The sequence below is a fragment of the Hominimerdicola alba genome, from assembly GCF_900112155.1.
GTDB classification, from domain to species: Bacteria; Bacillota; Clostridia; order Oscillospirales; family Ruminococcaceae; genus Hominimerdicola; species Hominimerdicola alba_D.
The window spans coordinates 73,781-89,219 of the sequence record NZ_FOKQ01000010.1; the positions used below are offsets into that span (position 1 = coordinate 73,781).

13 protein-coding genes are annotated in these 15,439 nt (G+C 49.9%); 8 read left to right on the plus strand and 5 right to left on the minus strand.

The window, feature by feature from the left end; all coding sequences use genetic code 11:
- Nucleotides 1-2 precede the first annotated feature (2 nt).
- The 5 genes from BM265_RS07475 to BM265_RS07495 form a co-directional block, all read right to left on the minus strand.
- Nucleotides 3-923 (minus strand): DUF58 domain-containing protein, encoded by a 921-nt coding sequence (locus BM265_RS07475; RefSeq protein ID WP_074960963.1) that lies wholly within the window; start codon nt 921-923, stop codon nt 3-5.
- Entirely contained in the window at nt 920-1,861 is a 942-nt protein-coding gene (locus BM265_RS07480) for an AAA family ATPase (RefSeq protein WP_074960964.1), read from the minus strand. The genes BM265_RS07475 and BM265_RS07480 overlap by 4 nt, the downstream gene beginning before the upstream one ends.
- Nucleotides 1,858-3,039 (minus strand): prenyltransferase/squalene oxidase repeat-containing protein, encoded by a 1,182-nt coding sequence (locus tag BM265_RS07485; RefSeq protein ID WP_074960965.1) that lies wholly within the window; start codon nt 3,037-3,039, stop codon nt 1,858-1,860. Before BM265_RS07485 ends, BM265_RS07480 begins: the two co-directional genes overlap by 4 nt.
- Complete coding sequence (locus tag BM265_RS07490; protein ID WP_074960966.1) at nt 3,039-4,973, minus strand: hypothetical protein; 1,935 nt, start codon at nt 4,971-4,973, stop codon at nt 3,039-3,041. Before BM265_RS07490 ends, BM265_RS07485 begins: the two co-directional genes overlap by 1 nt.
- Before the next feature lie 167 nt (nt 4,974-5,140).
- The gene (locus BM265_RS07495) at nt 5,141-7,015 is read right to left on the minus strand and encodes a dockerin type I domain-containing protein (protein ID WP_074960967.1); all 1,875 of its coding nucleotides are present in this window, start codon (nt 7,013-7,015) and stop codon (nt 5,141-5,143) included.
- Nucleotides 7,016-7,895: 880 nt separating this feature from the next.
- On the opposite strand from BM265_RS07495, the gene BM265_RS07505 reads away from it, so the two are divergent.
- The 8 genes from BM265_RS07505 (at nt 7,896) to infB (ending at nt 15,426) form a co-directional block, all read left to right on the plus strand.
- Nucleotides 7,896-8,477 carry an SLOG family protein gene (locus tag BM265_RS07505; RefSeq protein WP_242940798.1) on the plus strand — a complete coding sequence of 194 codons (582 nt, stop codon included), beginning with the start codon at nt 7,896-7,898 and terminating at the stop codon, nt 8,475-8,477.
- Nucleotides 8,478-8,519: 42 nt separating this feature from the next.
- Nucleotides 8,520-9,521: an LCP family protein gene (locus BM265_RS07510; RefSeq protein ID WP_242940799.1), complete on the plus strand. Its 1,002-nt coding sequence runs from the start codon at nt 8,520-8,522 to the stop codon at nt 9,519-9,521.
- A 24-nt stretch (nt 9,522-9,545) separates the two neighbouring features.
- Nucleotides 9,546-9,977 (plus strand): hypothetical protein, encoded by a 432-nt coding sequence (locus tag BM265_RS07515; protein ID WP_074960970.1) that lies wholly within the window; start codon nt 9,546-9,548, stop codon nt 9,975-9,977.
- Nucleotides 9,978-10,178: 201 nt separating this feature from the next.
- Entirely contained in the window at nt 10,179-10,724 is a 546-nt protein-coding gene (rimP, locus tag BM265_RS07520; RefSeq protein ID WP_074832326.1) for a ribosome maturation factor RimP, read from the plus strand.
- A 280-nt stretch (nt 10,725-11,004) separates the two neighbouring features.
- A complete protein-coding gene (gene nusA / locus BM265_RS07530) occupies nt 11,005-12,123 on the plus strand; it encodes a transcription termination factor NusA (protein WP_074960972.1) in 1,119 nt (372 codons plus the stop codon).
- A 1-nt stretch (nt 12,124) separates the two neighbouring features.
- Nucleotides 12,125-12,403 (plus strand): RNase P modulator RnpM, encoded by a 279-nt coding sequence (gene rnpM / locus BM265_RS07535; RefSeq protein WP_074960973.1) that lies wholly within the window; start codon nt 12,125-12,127, stop codon nt 12,401-12,403.
- A complete protein-coding gene (locus tag BM265_RS07540) occupies nt 12,393-12,728 on the plus strand; it encodes a L7Ae/L30e/S12e/Gadd45 family ribosomal protein (protein WP_074832201.1) in 336 nt (111 codons plus the stop codon). Before rnpM ends, BM265_RS07540 begins: the two co-directional genes overlap by 11 nt.
- A 112-nt stretch (nt 12,729-12,840) precedes the next feature.
- Complete coding sequence (gene infB, locus BM265_RS07545) at nt 12,841-15,426, plus strand: translation initiation factor IF-2 (protein ID WP_074960993.1); 2,586 nt, start codon at nt 12,841-12,843, stop codon at nt 15,424-15,426.
- The last annotated feature ends 13 nt before the right edge of the window (nt 15,427-15,439 follow it).

Consider the following 15,439-nt stretch of genomic DNA (forward strand, 5'->3'; position numbering starts at 1 on the left):
TCTCAGCCGTCAATCACCGTCACACGCTCGTCAGTGACTTTTGTATTCCTTGAAAATGCTATTATCCGTCCGTCATCAATATTCCCGCACAGCTTTTCAAGACAGCTCTTTCCCTCGAATTTGTACATCGGGAACCGCAGGACTTCCTCCATCACAACTTCGCTGTCCACGCTCTCAAATAATGAAACTTCGTCCTCAGCCGAAGGCAGTGCCAGACCGTAATCCGTCCCCTGTTCCGTCAAAAGCTGTGCCAGACCGCATATCTGCTCCGCAAGGATACCCGCTCTGTCCCCTGCGCCGTAATCCGCAAAAAGCCATATTTTTCCCGATCTTTCGGGCATATAAGTGTTGAGATACGGCTTGCCGAAACGGTGGGTCAGCTTCAGGTTCACCCGCCGCAAAGGTTCATCGGGACGTGCTTCTCTCGCCCCGTCAGGCTCTTTTTCACCCGCCGCGGCTTCCGCGATATCGTATAGCTCTGCATCGGGCAGGTCGGGCAGTACTGTCACACATTCTTCCGCATAGCATACCGCTGTCCGCTTGGTTATACCCAGCAGGTCGCTCCTGCGGAATGTCATAAACCTTATCAGCAGCGCCCCGCAGTTGTCCTGCACAGGCAGTCCAGCCCTGCCCTCGCCGCATATGTCCACCACATTAGCTGACTTCTCGCCCGTGACCAGATTCTCGCAAAGCACCGTGCCCCGCAGACGCTTCTTCCCCGAAAATATCACCACAGGTGCTTCACCCTTGTGCAGAAAAAGCTTTTCATAGCTGACTTTCACCCGATAGTCTTCCGCCAGATTTTCAATGACCGCAATGGCAAGCACCGCCAGCAGTCCCGCCGCTATGTACAGCCCTATCACTGAGAAGAACCCCGCGATAAGCGCCGCCGCAAAGCAAATCCCGAATATCAGCGTCCTCATATATCCTCCCTGTTTTCGGGACAGGGCTGAGCTTTCAGTATGGCTTCAAAGACCCCCTCGGGAGTTTTTCCTGCCGCCCTTGCTTCTCTGGTCAGCACAGACCTGTGAGCGCATACGGGTATAAAGCAGGCGCGGATATCGCTGGGCACAACATAGTCCCTGCCGTCAAGAAAAGCCCCTGCTTTCACTATCCTGCAAAGCGCCAGCGCACCTCGGGGAGATATGCCGCCCTCGGTATCACTGCACTCCGCCGCCGACTGCATCAGGTCGCAGATGTAGTCCATTATCTCATCCTTGATAGTCACCTTGTTTATCTCAGCCCGCAGACCATCAAGGTCTTCCGCCGAGCATACCTGCTCGGTGCTGTCCAGCGGGTCGGTGAGTATTCGGTCTGTCAGCAGTTTTTTCAGCGCTTCTCTGTCGGGTGCCCCAAGCCTGAGCCTTACCATGAATCTGTCAAGCTGAGAAAGGGGTATAGCCGAAGTTCCCGCCGTACCCGAGGGGTTCTGGGTAGCTATCACCGCAAAATTGGGCGAAAGATCGTGGGTCACACCATCAACAGTCACCCTGCGCTCTTCCATAGCTTCAAGCAAAGCCGCCTGTGTCCTGCCCGATGTTCTGTTCAGCTCGTCCGCAAGAAGAAGGTCGGTCATTGCCGCACCCTCGTGATATACGAATTCACCTTTGTCCGCATCGTAAGCCGAATATCCTGTTATATCCGAAGCCGTAGTATCGGGGGTCATCTGTATCCTCCTGAAACTCAGCCCCATGCACTTTGAAAGTGCCAGCGCAAGAGTAGTCTTGCCCGTGCCGGGAGTATCCTCCAGCAGTACATGACCGCCAGCCAGCACCGCGGCTATCAACAGTTCAACGGTATCGTCCTTGCCCACGATGACCTTTATCAGCTGTTCTTTTATTTTTGCAGGGATACTTTTCATTTTTCCTTTTCCTTTCTCTTGCGCATTATAACTCCGCCGATTACAGCCGCCACAAAGGATATCACTATCGCCGCAGGTACGACCGTCTGCATTTTTCCGCCTTTAGGATAACCCTCGGGGCTGTTGCTCAAAGTCGGGGGAGCTGCGTTCCTGTTCTTAGATGCCGTCATTTCTTTCAGCGAAGTTTTCACAGGCTTTTCGGGTGCCCCCTCGTTCATATCGTAAACAGGTCTTTCCCCCGCCCTAAGCCTTTGTATACTGCAAAGGGCGATAAGTGCCTGTGAAGATGCCAGCTCACTGCTTTCGCCGCCTTTTTGGTGGGCGAATCCGCCGTCATCATTGGCATAGCTTATGAGTTCATCTGTCAGCCCAGCGAACCTGCTGTCATCATCGGGGTCGATGTCAAGACAGCAAAGGGCGCATATTATCTGCGCTGTGCTTTCGCAGTTATCCGCATCACCATGCTTTTCCGCCAGATGCTCCACAGCCTTTGCGACCGTATCCTCGGTCTCATTACAGCATCGGTAGGGCGCAAGCGCCTGCAAAGCCATTGCCGTGATATCAAGGTCGCTCCTGCCATCTCCCGGGACAAGCGAAAATCCGCCGTCGGAATTTTGGGTATCTATTATCGAGTATATTATCTCCGTCCTGTCGGGCTTTGCGTCCTCGGGAAGCTTCCAGTCACAGCTGTCCATGGCTATCAGCGCCCATATATCGCCGTTGATACCCTGTGCATCAAGGGGTCTGCCCTCGCCCCGCATATAAGTACCTCTGCCCAGCAGGTCAACTTCCGAAACATCGGTAGGGTCTACCCCAAGGCATATACCTGTCAGCACCGCGCGATGCCAGTCGGTGGCGTTGAGACGATCTAAAGCCCCGTCATCGGAGTATTCACTGTCGATACGATTTTTCCACGCATAGTAGTATTCACCTGTATCCTCTTCCAGCCCCGACCTTACTGCCGCAATCGCCAGCCAGTCAGAACTGTCGAAGCCCGCATCCTCTGCTATCCTGCCTGAAAGCAGACTGTCCCCATCGGGTATACCGTTCTTCTGTTTTTCATAGGTGACTATACCCCTTGCATAGCCCTCAGCCTGTTTTGTATCCAGCGCCGAAGCACATATCGGGGTACTCATCATTACTGCCGCAGTAAGCAGTGCCGCAGGTCTTTTCAACATCATTCACCACCTATATCGTTTCCCATATCAAGGGAGAATACCAGTGCGATTCTCTCGCCGTCGGCAAATACTGCAGAGGTCATGGCGTAGGCGGGCTTTTTGCCGTTTCGGCTGTACATCCAGCCAGAACCCGCCGCGTAGTCGAATTCGCCCAGGGAATCATCATCTCTGCTTCCGTTGGGAACGACCCCGGCACCTGCAAGATAAGCCTTCGCCGCATCGGTGAGTTCAGCCCCCGCGAATCTTCCTGCCATGGATATCCTTGCAAGATATCTGCTGCTGGCACTGCCGCGGTATGAAACTTCATAGCCGTTCTCCTCAAGGAACCTTACCACCGTATCGAAGCCTGTTTCGCCTTCAAGTACAGGGAAGCTGTCGCTTTCGCAAAGGGTGCCCAGCCCGATAAGGTCTGCGCTGACGGATATCTGTATCCTGCCGACTTCTTCCCCTGCTTCGGCGGTCTCACAGTTTATATTATAGCAGAATTCGCTCTGTCTGCCAACCCTGTCTCTCAGCTTTACCGTGACAGTGTTCTCGCCGCCGTGAAGCTTGAGTATGTAGCCTGTACAGGAAGCATCTTCCCATTTGCATGGTACTGTATTGCCGCATATCACCTGTATATTATCCGAATACAGCCGCACACCGTCGCAGTCGGCGGCTGTAAGGGTAAGGGTGTAGGCACTGCCTTTAACGCTGATATTATCGGAAAGACTTATGCTTACAAGGTGCGGAAGCCTGCTTTCATCGATGCCCGAAAGTGAGGTCACGGTGAAGGTCTGTTCGGTCTGTTCGGTCTTATCGCTGCCGTCCCATGCAAGAAGACGTATGGTATTGTCGCCCTCATTCAGCGGTGCTGTAAAGGTCTCACTGCCGCGGAGTGCTTTGCCGTTCACCTGAACTGAAAGCTTAGGGGAATTTCCGCCCACTGCTTTTGCGCTGAAAGTAATGCTGTCGGTATACACCGTGCAGTCGCAGAGGTCGGTTATTATGGCAAGGGTACGGACGGGTATGTATGTCACCGAAAATTCAAGTGAAGTATCCCCCGAGGTGAGTTTTATCATGTTCTCGCCCTCGGAGAGAGTCACGGTGAAGCTGTCCTTGCCTGCTATGAGACTGCCGTTCAGCCTTACTTCAAGTCCGTCATCACAGCGGGCTGTAAATGTAAATCCGGGGTCATAAACTTCGCAGTCGGAAAGGTCGGTAACTATCTCGGCGGCGGGTGAGGAAAGGTACACGGTGTAATCACGGAAAGCCCTGTACACCTTGTTATCAGCGTCCTTATAGGTACAGCTGACGCGTATGGTATTGGCACCCTCCCTGAGATGTACCCTGCCTGCAAATCCTGTCATCAGCGAACCGTTGACCTCAACATCACAGTGGACTGTTTCAAGGTTTTCTACAAGGTGGGTGACGGTGAAGAAGTAGGTACTGTCACTGACTGTCTCGCCGTTCACTATCGAGGTAGTGAAGTATTCGCGGTCAGCTTCTCTGCCGTCGGGAGTGGTTTTTGCAGGGGCGGTAGCATCGTCAGCCTCATGAACAATTGTTGCTGGCGGCTGGCTGTCTTCAGGTGAAGTATCTTCCTGCGAATACTCGGTGCGAATCACTGCCGCGGAAGTATCGTTATTTGCCGAGCCGCTGTTATCATCATAGGCGGGACGACTGTTATCCTCGGTATCGGGTGTGCTTTCGGGAGATGAGCTTTCATCTTTCCGTGAGCTTGTATCTTCCTTTTCGGGGGTACTGCTGTCCTCAGCCAAAAGCCCCTCTGCCGATATTTCGGGGAGTATGGCTTCGCGGTGTTCGATCCCGACGGAAGTATCTTCACGTGGGGCATTTCGGTAAAAGCCCACAGCAAAGCTGACAGTCCCTGCTGTAAGCATCAGGGCGGCTGCCGCGGAAGCTATGATACTTTTCCGATTTTTTCCGATCATACCCGACCTCCGAAATAAAACAACACAGACCTGCACACATGGTCTGATAAATTAAGTAAACTATATGGCGGTGTTTACTATCGAACATTCCATGTGTCGCAGATCTGTTATCAGTGTCTGTTATATTAAGCCTGATATTTCCGCAAACGCAGCGGCGTCCGTGGATATCATCTTTCTGTCTTTATCAGCCTTTTGCCTTTTACCTGTGCAGCTGTAACAACTATATCGGTAACATTGACAGACTTGTCACCGTTTACATCTGCTGCGTTGAGGCTGTACTTATCAAGTATCTTTTTGCCCTTTACATGAGCAGCCAGCTTTGTGATATCGGTAACGTTTATCTTGCCGTCGCCGTTAACATCGCCTTTCTGTGCAAGTGCGCGCTTATACTGATCTTCGGTCTCGGCAACGATGATATCGATATCGCTTGATGCGGAGACCTTTGCGCCATTCCCGTCATACAGACCGTAAGCAAAGCTTGCAGTGAGAACTTCATCATCGGCGGTGAACTTATCAACGCTGAATGTAAGATCCTTGGCTGTGATATCGCCTATGGTCTTCTTGGGACCCTTTGTTATATCAACAGTATACTCCTGATCTGTGGGAGTTTCATCTGCCATGAATACAAATGTCTTGACACCGTTGGGGTGAATGGTTATATCGGGGCAGCTGATATCGAGCTCTGCTGCTTCGCCTATTGCCACCAGATTAAAGGAATCATAGCGGATATAGAGCAGACCTGTTTCCTCATCATAGATGGGGTCTACCGAGCAGCATTGTGCGTGCTCGCCCTGAGGTCTGAACACAGCGGGAATACAGGTGTGTGTGTTGCCTGCTGCATCTGTTTCATCAACAGCATCGACAGGTGCGGTCATGCCTGCTTTATCTCTCAGCTTACGTACAGTGCCCGACATACCGTTCTCAACATAGTATATCACATTATAGCCTTCATCGTCAACTCCTGCGAAAACGCCCTCTACCTGACAAGCTGCGGCGGTTTCAACGGTATATGCTATCTCGGGTCTGATGCTGCCGTCTTTCTCCTCGACAGCGTCGAGCACTACGATGAGAGAACCGTTGTAATCGTCCCAGCCCTGTGCGTTAAGGGTAACATATATCCTGCCGTTTTCAACTATCGGTGTGCAGGTGCATTTATAGTTACTAAGCTTGAGCCTTCCAACAATATCAAGTCCGCAACCGGAGCCTTCGGAATTTAAGGTATATATACCGCCGTTACGGGCAGTATAGTACAGCACACCGTCCTTCAATACCATCTTGCTGCGGACATCATCGCGGGCTAATCCTGATATTGCAACACGTTTGCCTGTGGCATCATCAAGGATGATCAAATCGTTAAAATTGCCTACCTCGTTAGTACCGGATTCACCGTTTTCTTTACCGAAAGTTACCTTGCCGTCATGAACGACTGCGTTAGTCCAGTAGTAGCCGCCCTTGTTGGTGTATTCCCAGTCAGCGAATTTATCTTCGTCTGTGCTGGTCTCGTCATCGGTAGTTACGTTTATCTTAACGAAATCGGCATCGGTTTCCTCGGAATTCCAGAAACCTGTATAGATATTGCCCTCATTATAGACGATATCGCAGGTAGGCTTGCCGCCGTTTTTATTCTTGTATACCCAGAGAGAAGTAAGGGTATCGGCATCGAAAGCCTGTATCATACCGCCGTCCAGCGCCATGAATACCTTGCCGTCGGCATAAGCGGGACCCTTGGTGGCATACATTGCCGCTCCTGCCATTTTTCCGCTGGCTACCTTTTCGCCTGTGTACTTATCTATCTTGATGATAGAATCAGCAGAGCAGATATAGATGAAGCCGTTATCTGCCACGGCGAAGCCTGTGGGAGCATCTGACCACATCATCTTGTCTTCGCCTACCTGAGTTGCCCAGTAGAGGACAGCATCATCGGCTTTTTTGAAATCGGGTGCGAGAGTTTTTCCCTCAGCGAATGAGCTTATTGCAGCTGCATTTACTGTCATCAGGGCAGCACAAAAAGCACTGAGGATCTTTGCAGATGTTTTTTTCATGTTTCATTCTCCATTCTGTATAAATTTTTTCAGTCGTGAGCGATCTGACGCTTATGATGTTTAAGTATAACACATTGCAGTTATTTTTTCAATAGTATAGTCTGCGCAACGGATGTTTGCGGTATATAAAAAAGTAAACGCACCATATAGTTTTAAACTATATCAGATCATTATATATGAGCTCGCGGGGATACTCGGTGGATACTGATAAACACTATCCCTCTCACACTGCGATAATACTGAATGTGTATCCCGCACGAGGATTGTCAAGATGCTGCCCGCTGTACAGTACCGCACGCCGCCTCGTATGCCGTAGTCATAGTGGGCAGCTGCCTGCCTACGTGCGCACAGTGGGGAAAATTTTTGCGGCGCTGAGATTTGGTGTTAAGTGCGCCGCGGCACCCGAAATAGATCAGGTACTTTTACTATCAGCCTTTTTAGCGGAAAAGTTGTACGTTTTTGTACAACTCTTGCAGAAATATGTCCGAGTAAAATGAAAAAACAGTTGTTTGCACAAGGTCTGAGGGGTGGGGTTGGGGAGTTTGACGAAGAATGAGAGGGGGGACGGGAAATTTTGAAAGCATGGCAAACAGCTTCAAAGCCTGAGCGCGAACTTGACCGAGTACGCGGAGCGAGGAACGATGCGCACGCAGCGTCAAGGTTGCACGCGCGCACCGCCGACGCAGTCGCGGTTGGGTTTGAAGCGTGGGGGTATGGGGGCGGACGGTGACTACGTCGACCGTTGCCCCCATTTAAAATATTATCGTGTAGCAAAAGTCGGGACTATCATCGATTTACGCGGAGTTTGCAAAAAGGTATTGAAAAATGGGGAAATGTGTGCTATAATAATTTTAAGTGTTATCGAAAGGCGGTGGCTGCAGTGTTGGACAGCATTGAGATAATCTCCGCGGAGGAGTTTTACACTGAAAGAGTTTCGACCTGCTGCTTTACAGGACACCGTCGTCGCGACCTGCCATTTGGTGGCGATATCTCAAAACAGGGCGTGAAAAACCTGATAAGCACGGTGCATCTTTTATGCCACGAGGCTTACGGCCGCGGGATACGCACTTTTATAACGGGTATGGCTGAGGGAGCGGATCTGATCTGCGGATCGGTGATAATGGATATGATGCACAGCGAAGATCACCCCGGTACAGAGCTTATATGCGCTCTGCCGTACAAAGATCAGATACAGGAGATAAAACTTGCGAAAGACCGGTATATTTACAGTCTGCTGCTGAGAATGGCTTCGGCTGTGGTGGTGACGGGAGATATCGGTGACAGCGGGCGCTACCGCAGGAGGAATCAGTTCATGGTGAACAATTCTTCGGAGCTGATCGCGATATATAAGGAAAATCAGCGGGGTTCGGGAACTTTGCAGACCATAAATATGGCTAAACACAATGGGCTGGATATCCACGTTATCGAACTTGACAAGAACCCGCAGTTCTACTGTGAATAAACAGACAAAAAAAGGAAATAATATACAGTAAGGAGAAAATATATGTCATCTGCCGCAAAGAAAAGAAAAAGGAAAAGAAGATCACAGGCACCTGTTGCGCTGGTATATGTTGTAACGGCGCTGGTATTCATGGCGCTGATATCTATGCTTTCAATATACCTGATGAAAAGCTACGGTCTGCTGAAAGAGGACGAGGACGAAAACGCTGTAGTTACAGTACAGACATTCAACGATCTGTTCGCACGAGTAAACAGCAAGGGCGTGCTTTCAGATATGACGCTGATAAGGATAGACCCTGCTGACGACAGCATACTTGTTGTGCCGATATCGGCTATGACGGTGAGCAAGACCAACAACATGACCATGCGTGACATATTTTCAAATCAGCGTATGGCAGGCGTAAAGGACGCAGTCGAGGGTACGTTTGGACTGAATGTGAACAACTATGCTACACTTTCAAACGATGCTTTTGAACGTGTCTGCGACATCTACGGTGGAATAACCTACAAGGCGCCCGAGGAGTTATACTATCTCTCAAAGGACAATAACGAGAACGATATCTCGATAATGAAGGGTGAGCTTGCTTCTCTGGGTGGAAGACAGATACGTCTGCTGACACAGTATCCCGTATTCTCAAACGGCAAGCAGGGCAACAACGAGTTCCTGGGCGAGGCTATGGAATCGCTGATAAACAGCATGTTCCAGCAGGATTACATCACTAAGGACAATCTGGACAATATATACAGCATAATAACCACCAACAGTGATACCGACTTGAACCTGGAAGACTTCAAGCTGCAGAAATCGTATATCAAGGATATGCTTTCAAGCAAAAAATCCCCTGCACAGAAGCTGATACCCAGCGGCACATGGGGCGAAAATGATTCGACCTTTGTTATCAGCGAGGATTTCATCACCGAACTGAAAGAAAAGGCAGCCGAGACTGTTGCGGAAAGCGGAGCATCCTCCGCAGCAGAGAGCAGCACTCAGGCACAGGCTGACGCAAAGAACACAGAAGCCGAAGCAAAAACGGCTGAACAGTAAGACAACTAAGGAAAGTGATCACAAATGAAGCTCATGGTCCTGATACTGAACAAAACTGACGCGCTGGAATACCTGCTTGAGGGACTTTCGGCGGCTGGCATCGGCGGCGCTACGATAATACCTTCTTCGGGTATGGCGATGACGCTTTCAAAAATGAATTCCAGTTTTCTGAGTTCGTCGATACGCAGTATGTTCAGCGGTGAAGAAGACGACAACAAGACCATAATCTCTGTTATCGAAGACGACCAGCTTGATCTGGCACGGAGAGTGGTATACAACACGGTGGGCGATCTTTCTCAGCCGAACACGGGCATAATGTTCACGATACCGCTGGATTTTGTTGAGGGCAGGCGCAAACGCAGAGCTGTTTTACCTGAGACTTCTGGCAAGGACAAGGAAGAAAACAAGGATAAAAAAATCACCGGAGATGCTAAAAAAGGCAAAAAGCACGGGTGATTGTAAATTTCCTGTTAATATTCCGGACATCTCTTGCAAAAGTGTACTATTTGTAGTATAATATATGCAATAGGCTTGACGAAAGACCGGAATTTAAAATTCACGGTCTTTTGTGTTTGTATGGACTATAATCGCATCGGTATACGGTACGGTTTCAGCTGTATCGGGGCAGGTGCGAAAATCACAGGGAGGGCTGATGATTTGAGTAAAAGCAAGGGCGGAAGCTCAAAAAAGAGTACGGCGGACATCGTAGCCGAGCTGGCTCAGCCACTGGCGGACGAGCTGGGGCTTTTCCTCTGGGACGTCAGGTTCGAGAAGGAGGGCGCCACATGGTATCTGAGGGTGCTTATCGACAAAGACGGCGGTGTGACGATGGAGGACTGCGAGAATTTCACGAGACCTTTCAACAAGATACTCGATGAGGCAGACCCTATCTCCCAGAGCTATGTTTTTGAATGCGGCAGTCCCGGACTGGGAAGAGAGCTGAGAAAGCCGATACACTTTGAAGTGTGCATAGGCGATGTTGTGAGAGTAAGGCTGATACGTCCAGATGAGAACGGTGAGCGTGAGTTCATCGTAGGACTGGTGGGCTATGACGAGGAAGAAAAGCTGATAGCCTGTCAGACACTGGACGAGAACGGCGACGGCGTGGCGAACGTACAGTTCAGCCTGAACGACTGCGCTTTTGTCAAGCTCTATGACGATGGAGATCTGGAAGAAGAGCTGGCAGGAGCTAAGTTTGATTAAGGTACGGCAGACAGCTGAGTTTTCATGCAAGTTTGCGTAGCATGGCAAACAGCTTCAAAGCCCGAGCGCCTCTTGACCATAGTGAACCGAACGAGGAACGAGTGAGCGCAGCCGACACCGTCGCTGCTGAACGACGGTCAAGCCCCTACAGGCGTGAGGGTTTGAAGCGTCGGGGGTATGGGGGCTTCGCCCCCATTAAAGATAATAAAAAGTTTGGACGGGGAGCCGTCCGTTATAAAGATACAGAGCTATTTATACAAGAGAGGAATGGTCATAAAAAATGAACGAGCAGTTTTTTAAAGCACTGGCAGATCTTGTCAGCGAGAATGAGATCGACAAGGACGTACTTATCGAAAAGATCAGAGAGGGCATCATCAAGGCGATAAAGAAGGAAAATCCTGAGAGCGAACACATCAGAGTTGATATTGAGCCCGAGACAGGCAAGCTTGAGATGTGCATACTCAAGGAAGTTATGAAGGTAATGTTCGTGGACGACCCTGCTAATGAGATCTACATCGGCGAGGCACAGACTTACGACCCGAGCATCAAGATCGGCGACTGGGTTGAGATACCTGTTAACCCCGCTAAGATAGGCAGAGTTGCGGCACAGTTCGCAAAGCAGTCCATCAAGCACGACATCAAGGATTTCGAGAGAAACAAGCTGATAGAGCAGTACAAAGACAAGGAGCACGAGATAGTTACTGCTACGGTACAGAAGGTAGAGCCTGCTACAGGCAATGCAGTCATCACCATTGACAAGAACGAGCATTACTTCTACCGCAGTGAGCAGATACCCGGCGAGATACTCAAAGAGGGCGACAAGATCAAGGTATACATCGTGAGCCTTGGCGGCGGCGAGAAGAGACAGCCTGTTGTTAAGCTTTCAAGAACTCACAAGGATCTGGTAAAGAGATTGTTCGAGCTGGAAGTTCCCGAGATAGCTGACGGTACTGTTGAGATAAAGGCTATATCCAGAACTGAGGGCGTAAGAAGCAAGATAGCTGTATGGTCCAAGGACAAGAACGTTGACGCTGTGGGCGCTTGCATAGGTCCTAAGAAGTCCAGAATATCCGCTGTTGTGCAGGAGCTCAAGGGCGAGAAGATAGACGTTATCAACTGGGTAGAGGACGAATCCGAGTTCATCGCAAAGGCACTGGCACCTGCTGAGGTACTCAGTGTTGAGCTGCTGGAGCCTGAGGTTAAGATAGAGCACAAGGGCGAAGAAAAGGAATTCGAGAGAGTTATCAAGAAGTGCCGCGTTATAGTTCCTAACAATCAGTTCTCACTTGCCATAGGCAATAAGGGTCAGAATGCGAAGTTGGCGGCAGGTCTTACAGGCTACAAGATAGACATCGTTCCCGAGAACGCACCCGAGAGCGCGGAGGCGGAAGAAGAATAAGATGCCTGTAAAGCCGAAGAAGATACCGATGAGAATGTGTCTCGGCTGCGGCGAGATGAAGCCGAAAAAAGAGCTTGTCAGGGTAGTGCGTTCCAAAGAGGGCGAGATAAGCCTTGACCTGACAGGAAAAAAGGCGGGCAGAGGCGCATATATATGTGCAGACGCTGAATGTCTGAAAAAGGCACGCAAGGCAAGACGACTTGAAAAGAGTTTTGCGTGCAGGATAGATGATGAGTTATATGATTCCATGGAAAAGGAGCTGAGCGGCAATGAGCAGTAACAATAAATCAGGTATACTTTCGATGAGCCGCAAGGCAGGCAAGCTGGTCATGGGAATGGATATGGTAAAGGACGCTTGTTCCGTGGGAAATGCGAAAGCAGTATTCACGGCGGCGGACATATCGGAAAAATCGCTGAAAGAGGTGCGCTACACCTGTGCGAAGTACGATGTGAAGCTTTACGCTTTGGGCATGACCATGGACGAGGTAGCACTGGGGCTCGGCAAGCGCGTAGGCGTTGTGGCAATGACCGATGCAGGATTCGCCAAGAGCTGTGCCAAGGGACTTGAAGAAGTCATCATCGATAAGGACGAGTTCGGTATTTAAGGTGTTCTGACACTGATATAGAGTAAACGGAAAAGTATGAGGCTTTCCCGATGGGTGAGCCGATGAAGAAAAAATATGTTCATCGTAAACAGAAGGAGGATATTTATTGCCTATGAGTACGAAAGCAACTAAGAAGATAAAACTTAATGACCTCGCCAAGAGCCTGGCTCTCGGCAACAATGATATAATAGAGTGTCTGGAAAAGCTGGACGGAGTTTCCAGAAAGACACAGGCTTCCCTTTCACCTGAGGAAGTAAGCTATGTATTTGAATATTTCACACAGAACAATCAGGTAGAGAACTTTGACGCATACTTTGCAAACACTGTAAAGCCTGCCGAAGATGCAAAGCCCAAGAAGGCTGAGAAGAAGGCAGAGCCCAAGACCGAGGAGAAAAAGGTCGAGGCTAAGGCTGAAGAGAAAAAGGCTGAACCCAAGGCTGAGGAAAAGAAGCCTGATGTAAAGGCAGAGAAGGTCGAAGAGAAAAAGGAAGAGCCTAAGGCTGAGGAGAAGAAAGTCGAAGTGAAGACTGAAGAAAAGAAGGTCGAGGCTAAGGCTGAGGAAAAGAAACCCGAGAAAAAGCCCGACAAGAAAAAGGAAAAGAAAGAAGCTAAGAAGCAGGATCACGGTGTCAAGATGCAGCTGGGCGGCGGAAGCTCATTCGGCGGCGATGACAGCAAGGGTTATACTGTTTCCGAGAGCACTGACGATCATTCTTCCGGCAAGAGAAGAACTGTCGATACACGCGGAAGCTACATCGAGCTGGACAAGTACAACGAGAAGTACGACAACATGGCTACCAGCAAGCAGGGCAACAAGAATGACAACTTCCGCAAGAAGCAGAAGATAACTCAGAAGTCTCAGCAGTACAAGAAGCAGCAGCATTCTCACAAGAAGGAGACAGAGCAGGACAAGCTGAACAGACTGGCTCTTGAAAAGGCGAGAAAGCAGCAGCTGAAGGTAATGATACCCGATGAGATCGTAGTATCAGAACTGGCAAGCAGACTGAAAGTAACTGCTACAGAAGTTATCAAGAAGCTGATGGCTCTGGGTGTATTTGCATCCATCAACGAGGTAGTAGACTTTGACACAGCTTCACTGGTAGCTGAGGAGCTGGGCGCAAAGGTTGAGAAGGAAGTACACATCACCATTGAGGAGAGACTTATCGAGGACGAAGCTGACGCTCCCGAGAGCCTTGAGGATCGCTGCCCTGTAGTTGTTGTTATGGGTCACGTCGATCACGGTAAGACTTCCATACTTGACAGAATAAGAAACGCAAACGTAGCCGAGGGCGAAGCAGGCGGTATCACACAGCACATCGGTGCTTATCAGGTAAAGTGCAACGGACAGAAGATCACATTCCTGGATACTCCCGGTCACGAGGCATTCACTTCCATGAGAGCGAGAGGTGCTAACATCACCGATATCGCTATACTGGTAGTTGCGGCTGACGACGGTATCATGCCCCAGACAGTAGAGTCCATCAACCACGCAAAGGCAGCGGGCGTATCCGTTATCGTTGCGATAAACAAGATGGATAAAGAGGGCGCTGACCCTGACAGAGTTAAGCAGCAGCTGACCGAGCATGAGCTGGTCGTTGAAGAATGGGGCGGCGACGTTATCGCAGTGCCTGTATCTGCAAAGACAGGCATGGGTATTGACGAACTGCTGGAGAACGTACTGCTGGTAGCAGAGGTCAAGGAACTGAAGGCTAACCCCAACAGACTGGCTAAGGGTGCTGTTATCGAGGCACGTCTTGACAAGGGCAAGGGTCCTGTTGCTACACTGCTGGTACAGAACGGTACTCTCCATGCGGGCGATGTTATCATCGCCGGTACATCTGTCGGCAGAGTAAGAACCATGACAGATTACCGCGGCAGACCTATCACAGAAGCAGGTCCTTCAACACCTGTTGAGATAACAGGTCTGGGTGAGGTGCCTACTGCTGGTGAGACATTCAACGCAGTTGAGGACGAAAAGCTGGCAAGAGAGCTGGTTGAGCAGCGTAAGCACGAAGCTAAGGAAGACGAGTTCAAGAAGTTCCAGAAGGTAACACTGGACAATCTGTTCTCTCAGATATCCGAGGGCGAGATGAAGGAGCTGCCTATCATCGTAAAGGCAGACGTTCAGGGTTCTGTGGAAGCAGTAAGACAGTCGCTGGAGAAGATATCCAACGAGGAAGTACGTGTAAGAGTTATACACGGTGCTGTTGGTGCTGTAAACGAGAGCGACGTTATGCTGGCTAACGCTTCAAACGCTATCATCGTCGGATTCAACGTACGTCCCGACCCTGTTGCTAAGGCTAACGCTGAGCAGGACGGTGTTGAGATAAGACTGTATCGTATAATCTATGATGCTATCGAAGAGATCACCGATGCTATGAAGGGTATGCTGGCTCCTAAGTTCCGCGAAGTTGAGACTGCGCGTGTTGAGGTAAGACAGGTATACAAGATCAGCTCTGTTGGTACTGTTGCGGGCTGTTACGTACTGGACGGCAAGATTGGCAGAAACGATCTTATCAGAGTTGTTCGTGACGGTATAATCGTGGCTGACGACAAGATGAGCTCACTGAAGCGTTTCAAGGACGATGCTAAGGAAGTCAGCGAAGGATTTGAGTGCGGTATCACTCTGGAGAAGTTCTCCGACATAAAGGAAGGCGACATCTTCGAGGGATACATCATGGAAGAATACAGGGACTAATTCATAATTCATA

Excerpts from the sequence above, each read along its gene's own strand:
- BM265_RS07475 (WP_074960963.1), bottom strand. The coding sequence starts at position 923 with ATGAGGACGCTGATATTCGGGATTTGCTTTGCGGCGGCGCTTATCGCG.
- BM265_RS07480 (WP_074960964.1), bottom strand. The coding sequence starts at position 1,861 with ATGAAAAGTATCCCTGCAAAAATAAAAGAACAGCTGATAAAGGTCATC.
- BM265_RS07485 (WP_074960965.1), bottom strand. The coding sequence starts at position 3,039 with ATGTTGAAAAGACCTGCGGCACTGCTTACTGCGGCAGTAATGATGAGT.
- BM265_RS07490 (WP_074960966.1), bottom strand. The coding sequence starts at position 4,973 with ATGATCGGAAAAAATCGGAAAAGTATCATAGCTTCCGCGGCAGCCGCC.
- BM265_RS07495 (WP_074960967.1), bottom strand. The coding sequence starts at position 7,015 with ATGAAAAAAACATCTGCAAAGATCCTCAGTGCTTTTTGTGCTGCCCTG.
- BM265_RS07510 (WP_242940799.1), top strand. The coding sequence starts at position 8,520 with ATGTCATCTGCCGCAAAGAAAAGAAAAAGGAAAAGAAGATCACAGGCA.
- BM265_RS07515 (WP_074960970.1), top strand. The coding sequence starts at position 9,546 with ATGAAGCTCATGGTCCTGATACTGAACAAAACTGACGCGCTGGAATAC.
- nusA (WP_074960972.1), top strand. The coding sequence starts at position 11,005 with ATGAACGAGCAGTTTTTTAAAGCACTGGCAGATCTTGTCAGCGAGAAT.
- rnpM (WP_074960973.1), top strand. The coding sequence starts at position 12,125 with ATGCCTGTAAAGCCGAAGAAGATACCGATGAGAATGTGTCTCGGCTGC.
- BM265_RS07540 (WP_074832201.1), top strand. The coding sequence starts at position 12,393 with ATGAGCAGTAACAATAAATCAGGTATACTTTCGATGAGCCGCAAGGCA.
- infB (WP_074960993.1), top strand. The coding sequence starts at position 12,841 with ATGAGTACGAAAGCAACTAAGAAGATAAAACTTAATGACCTCGCCAAG.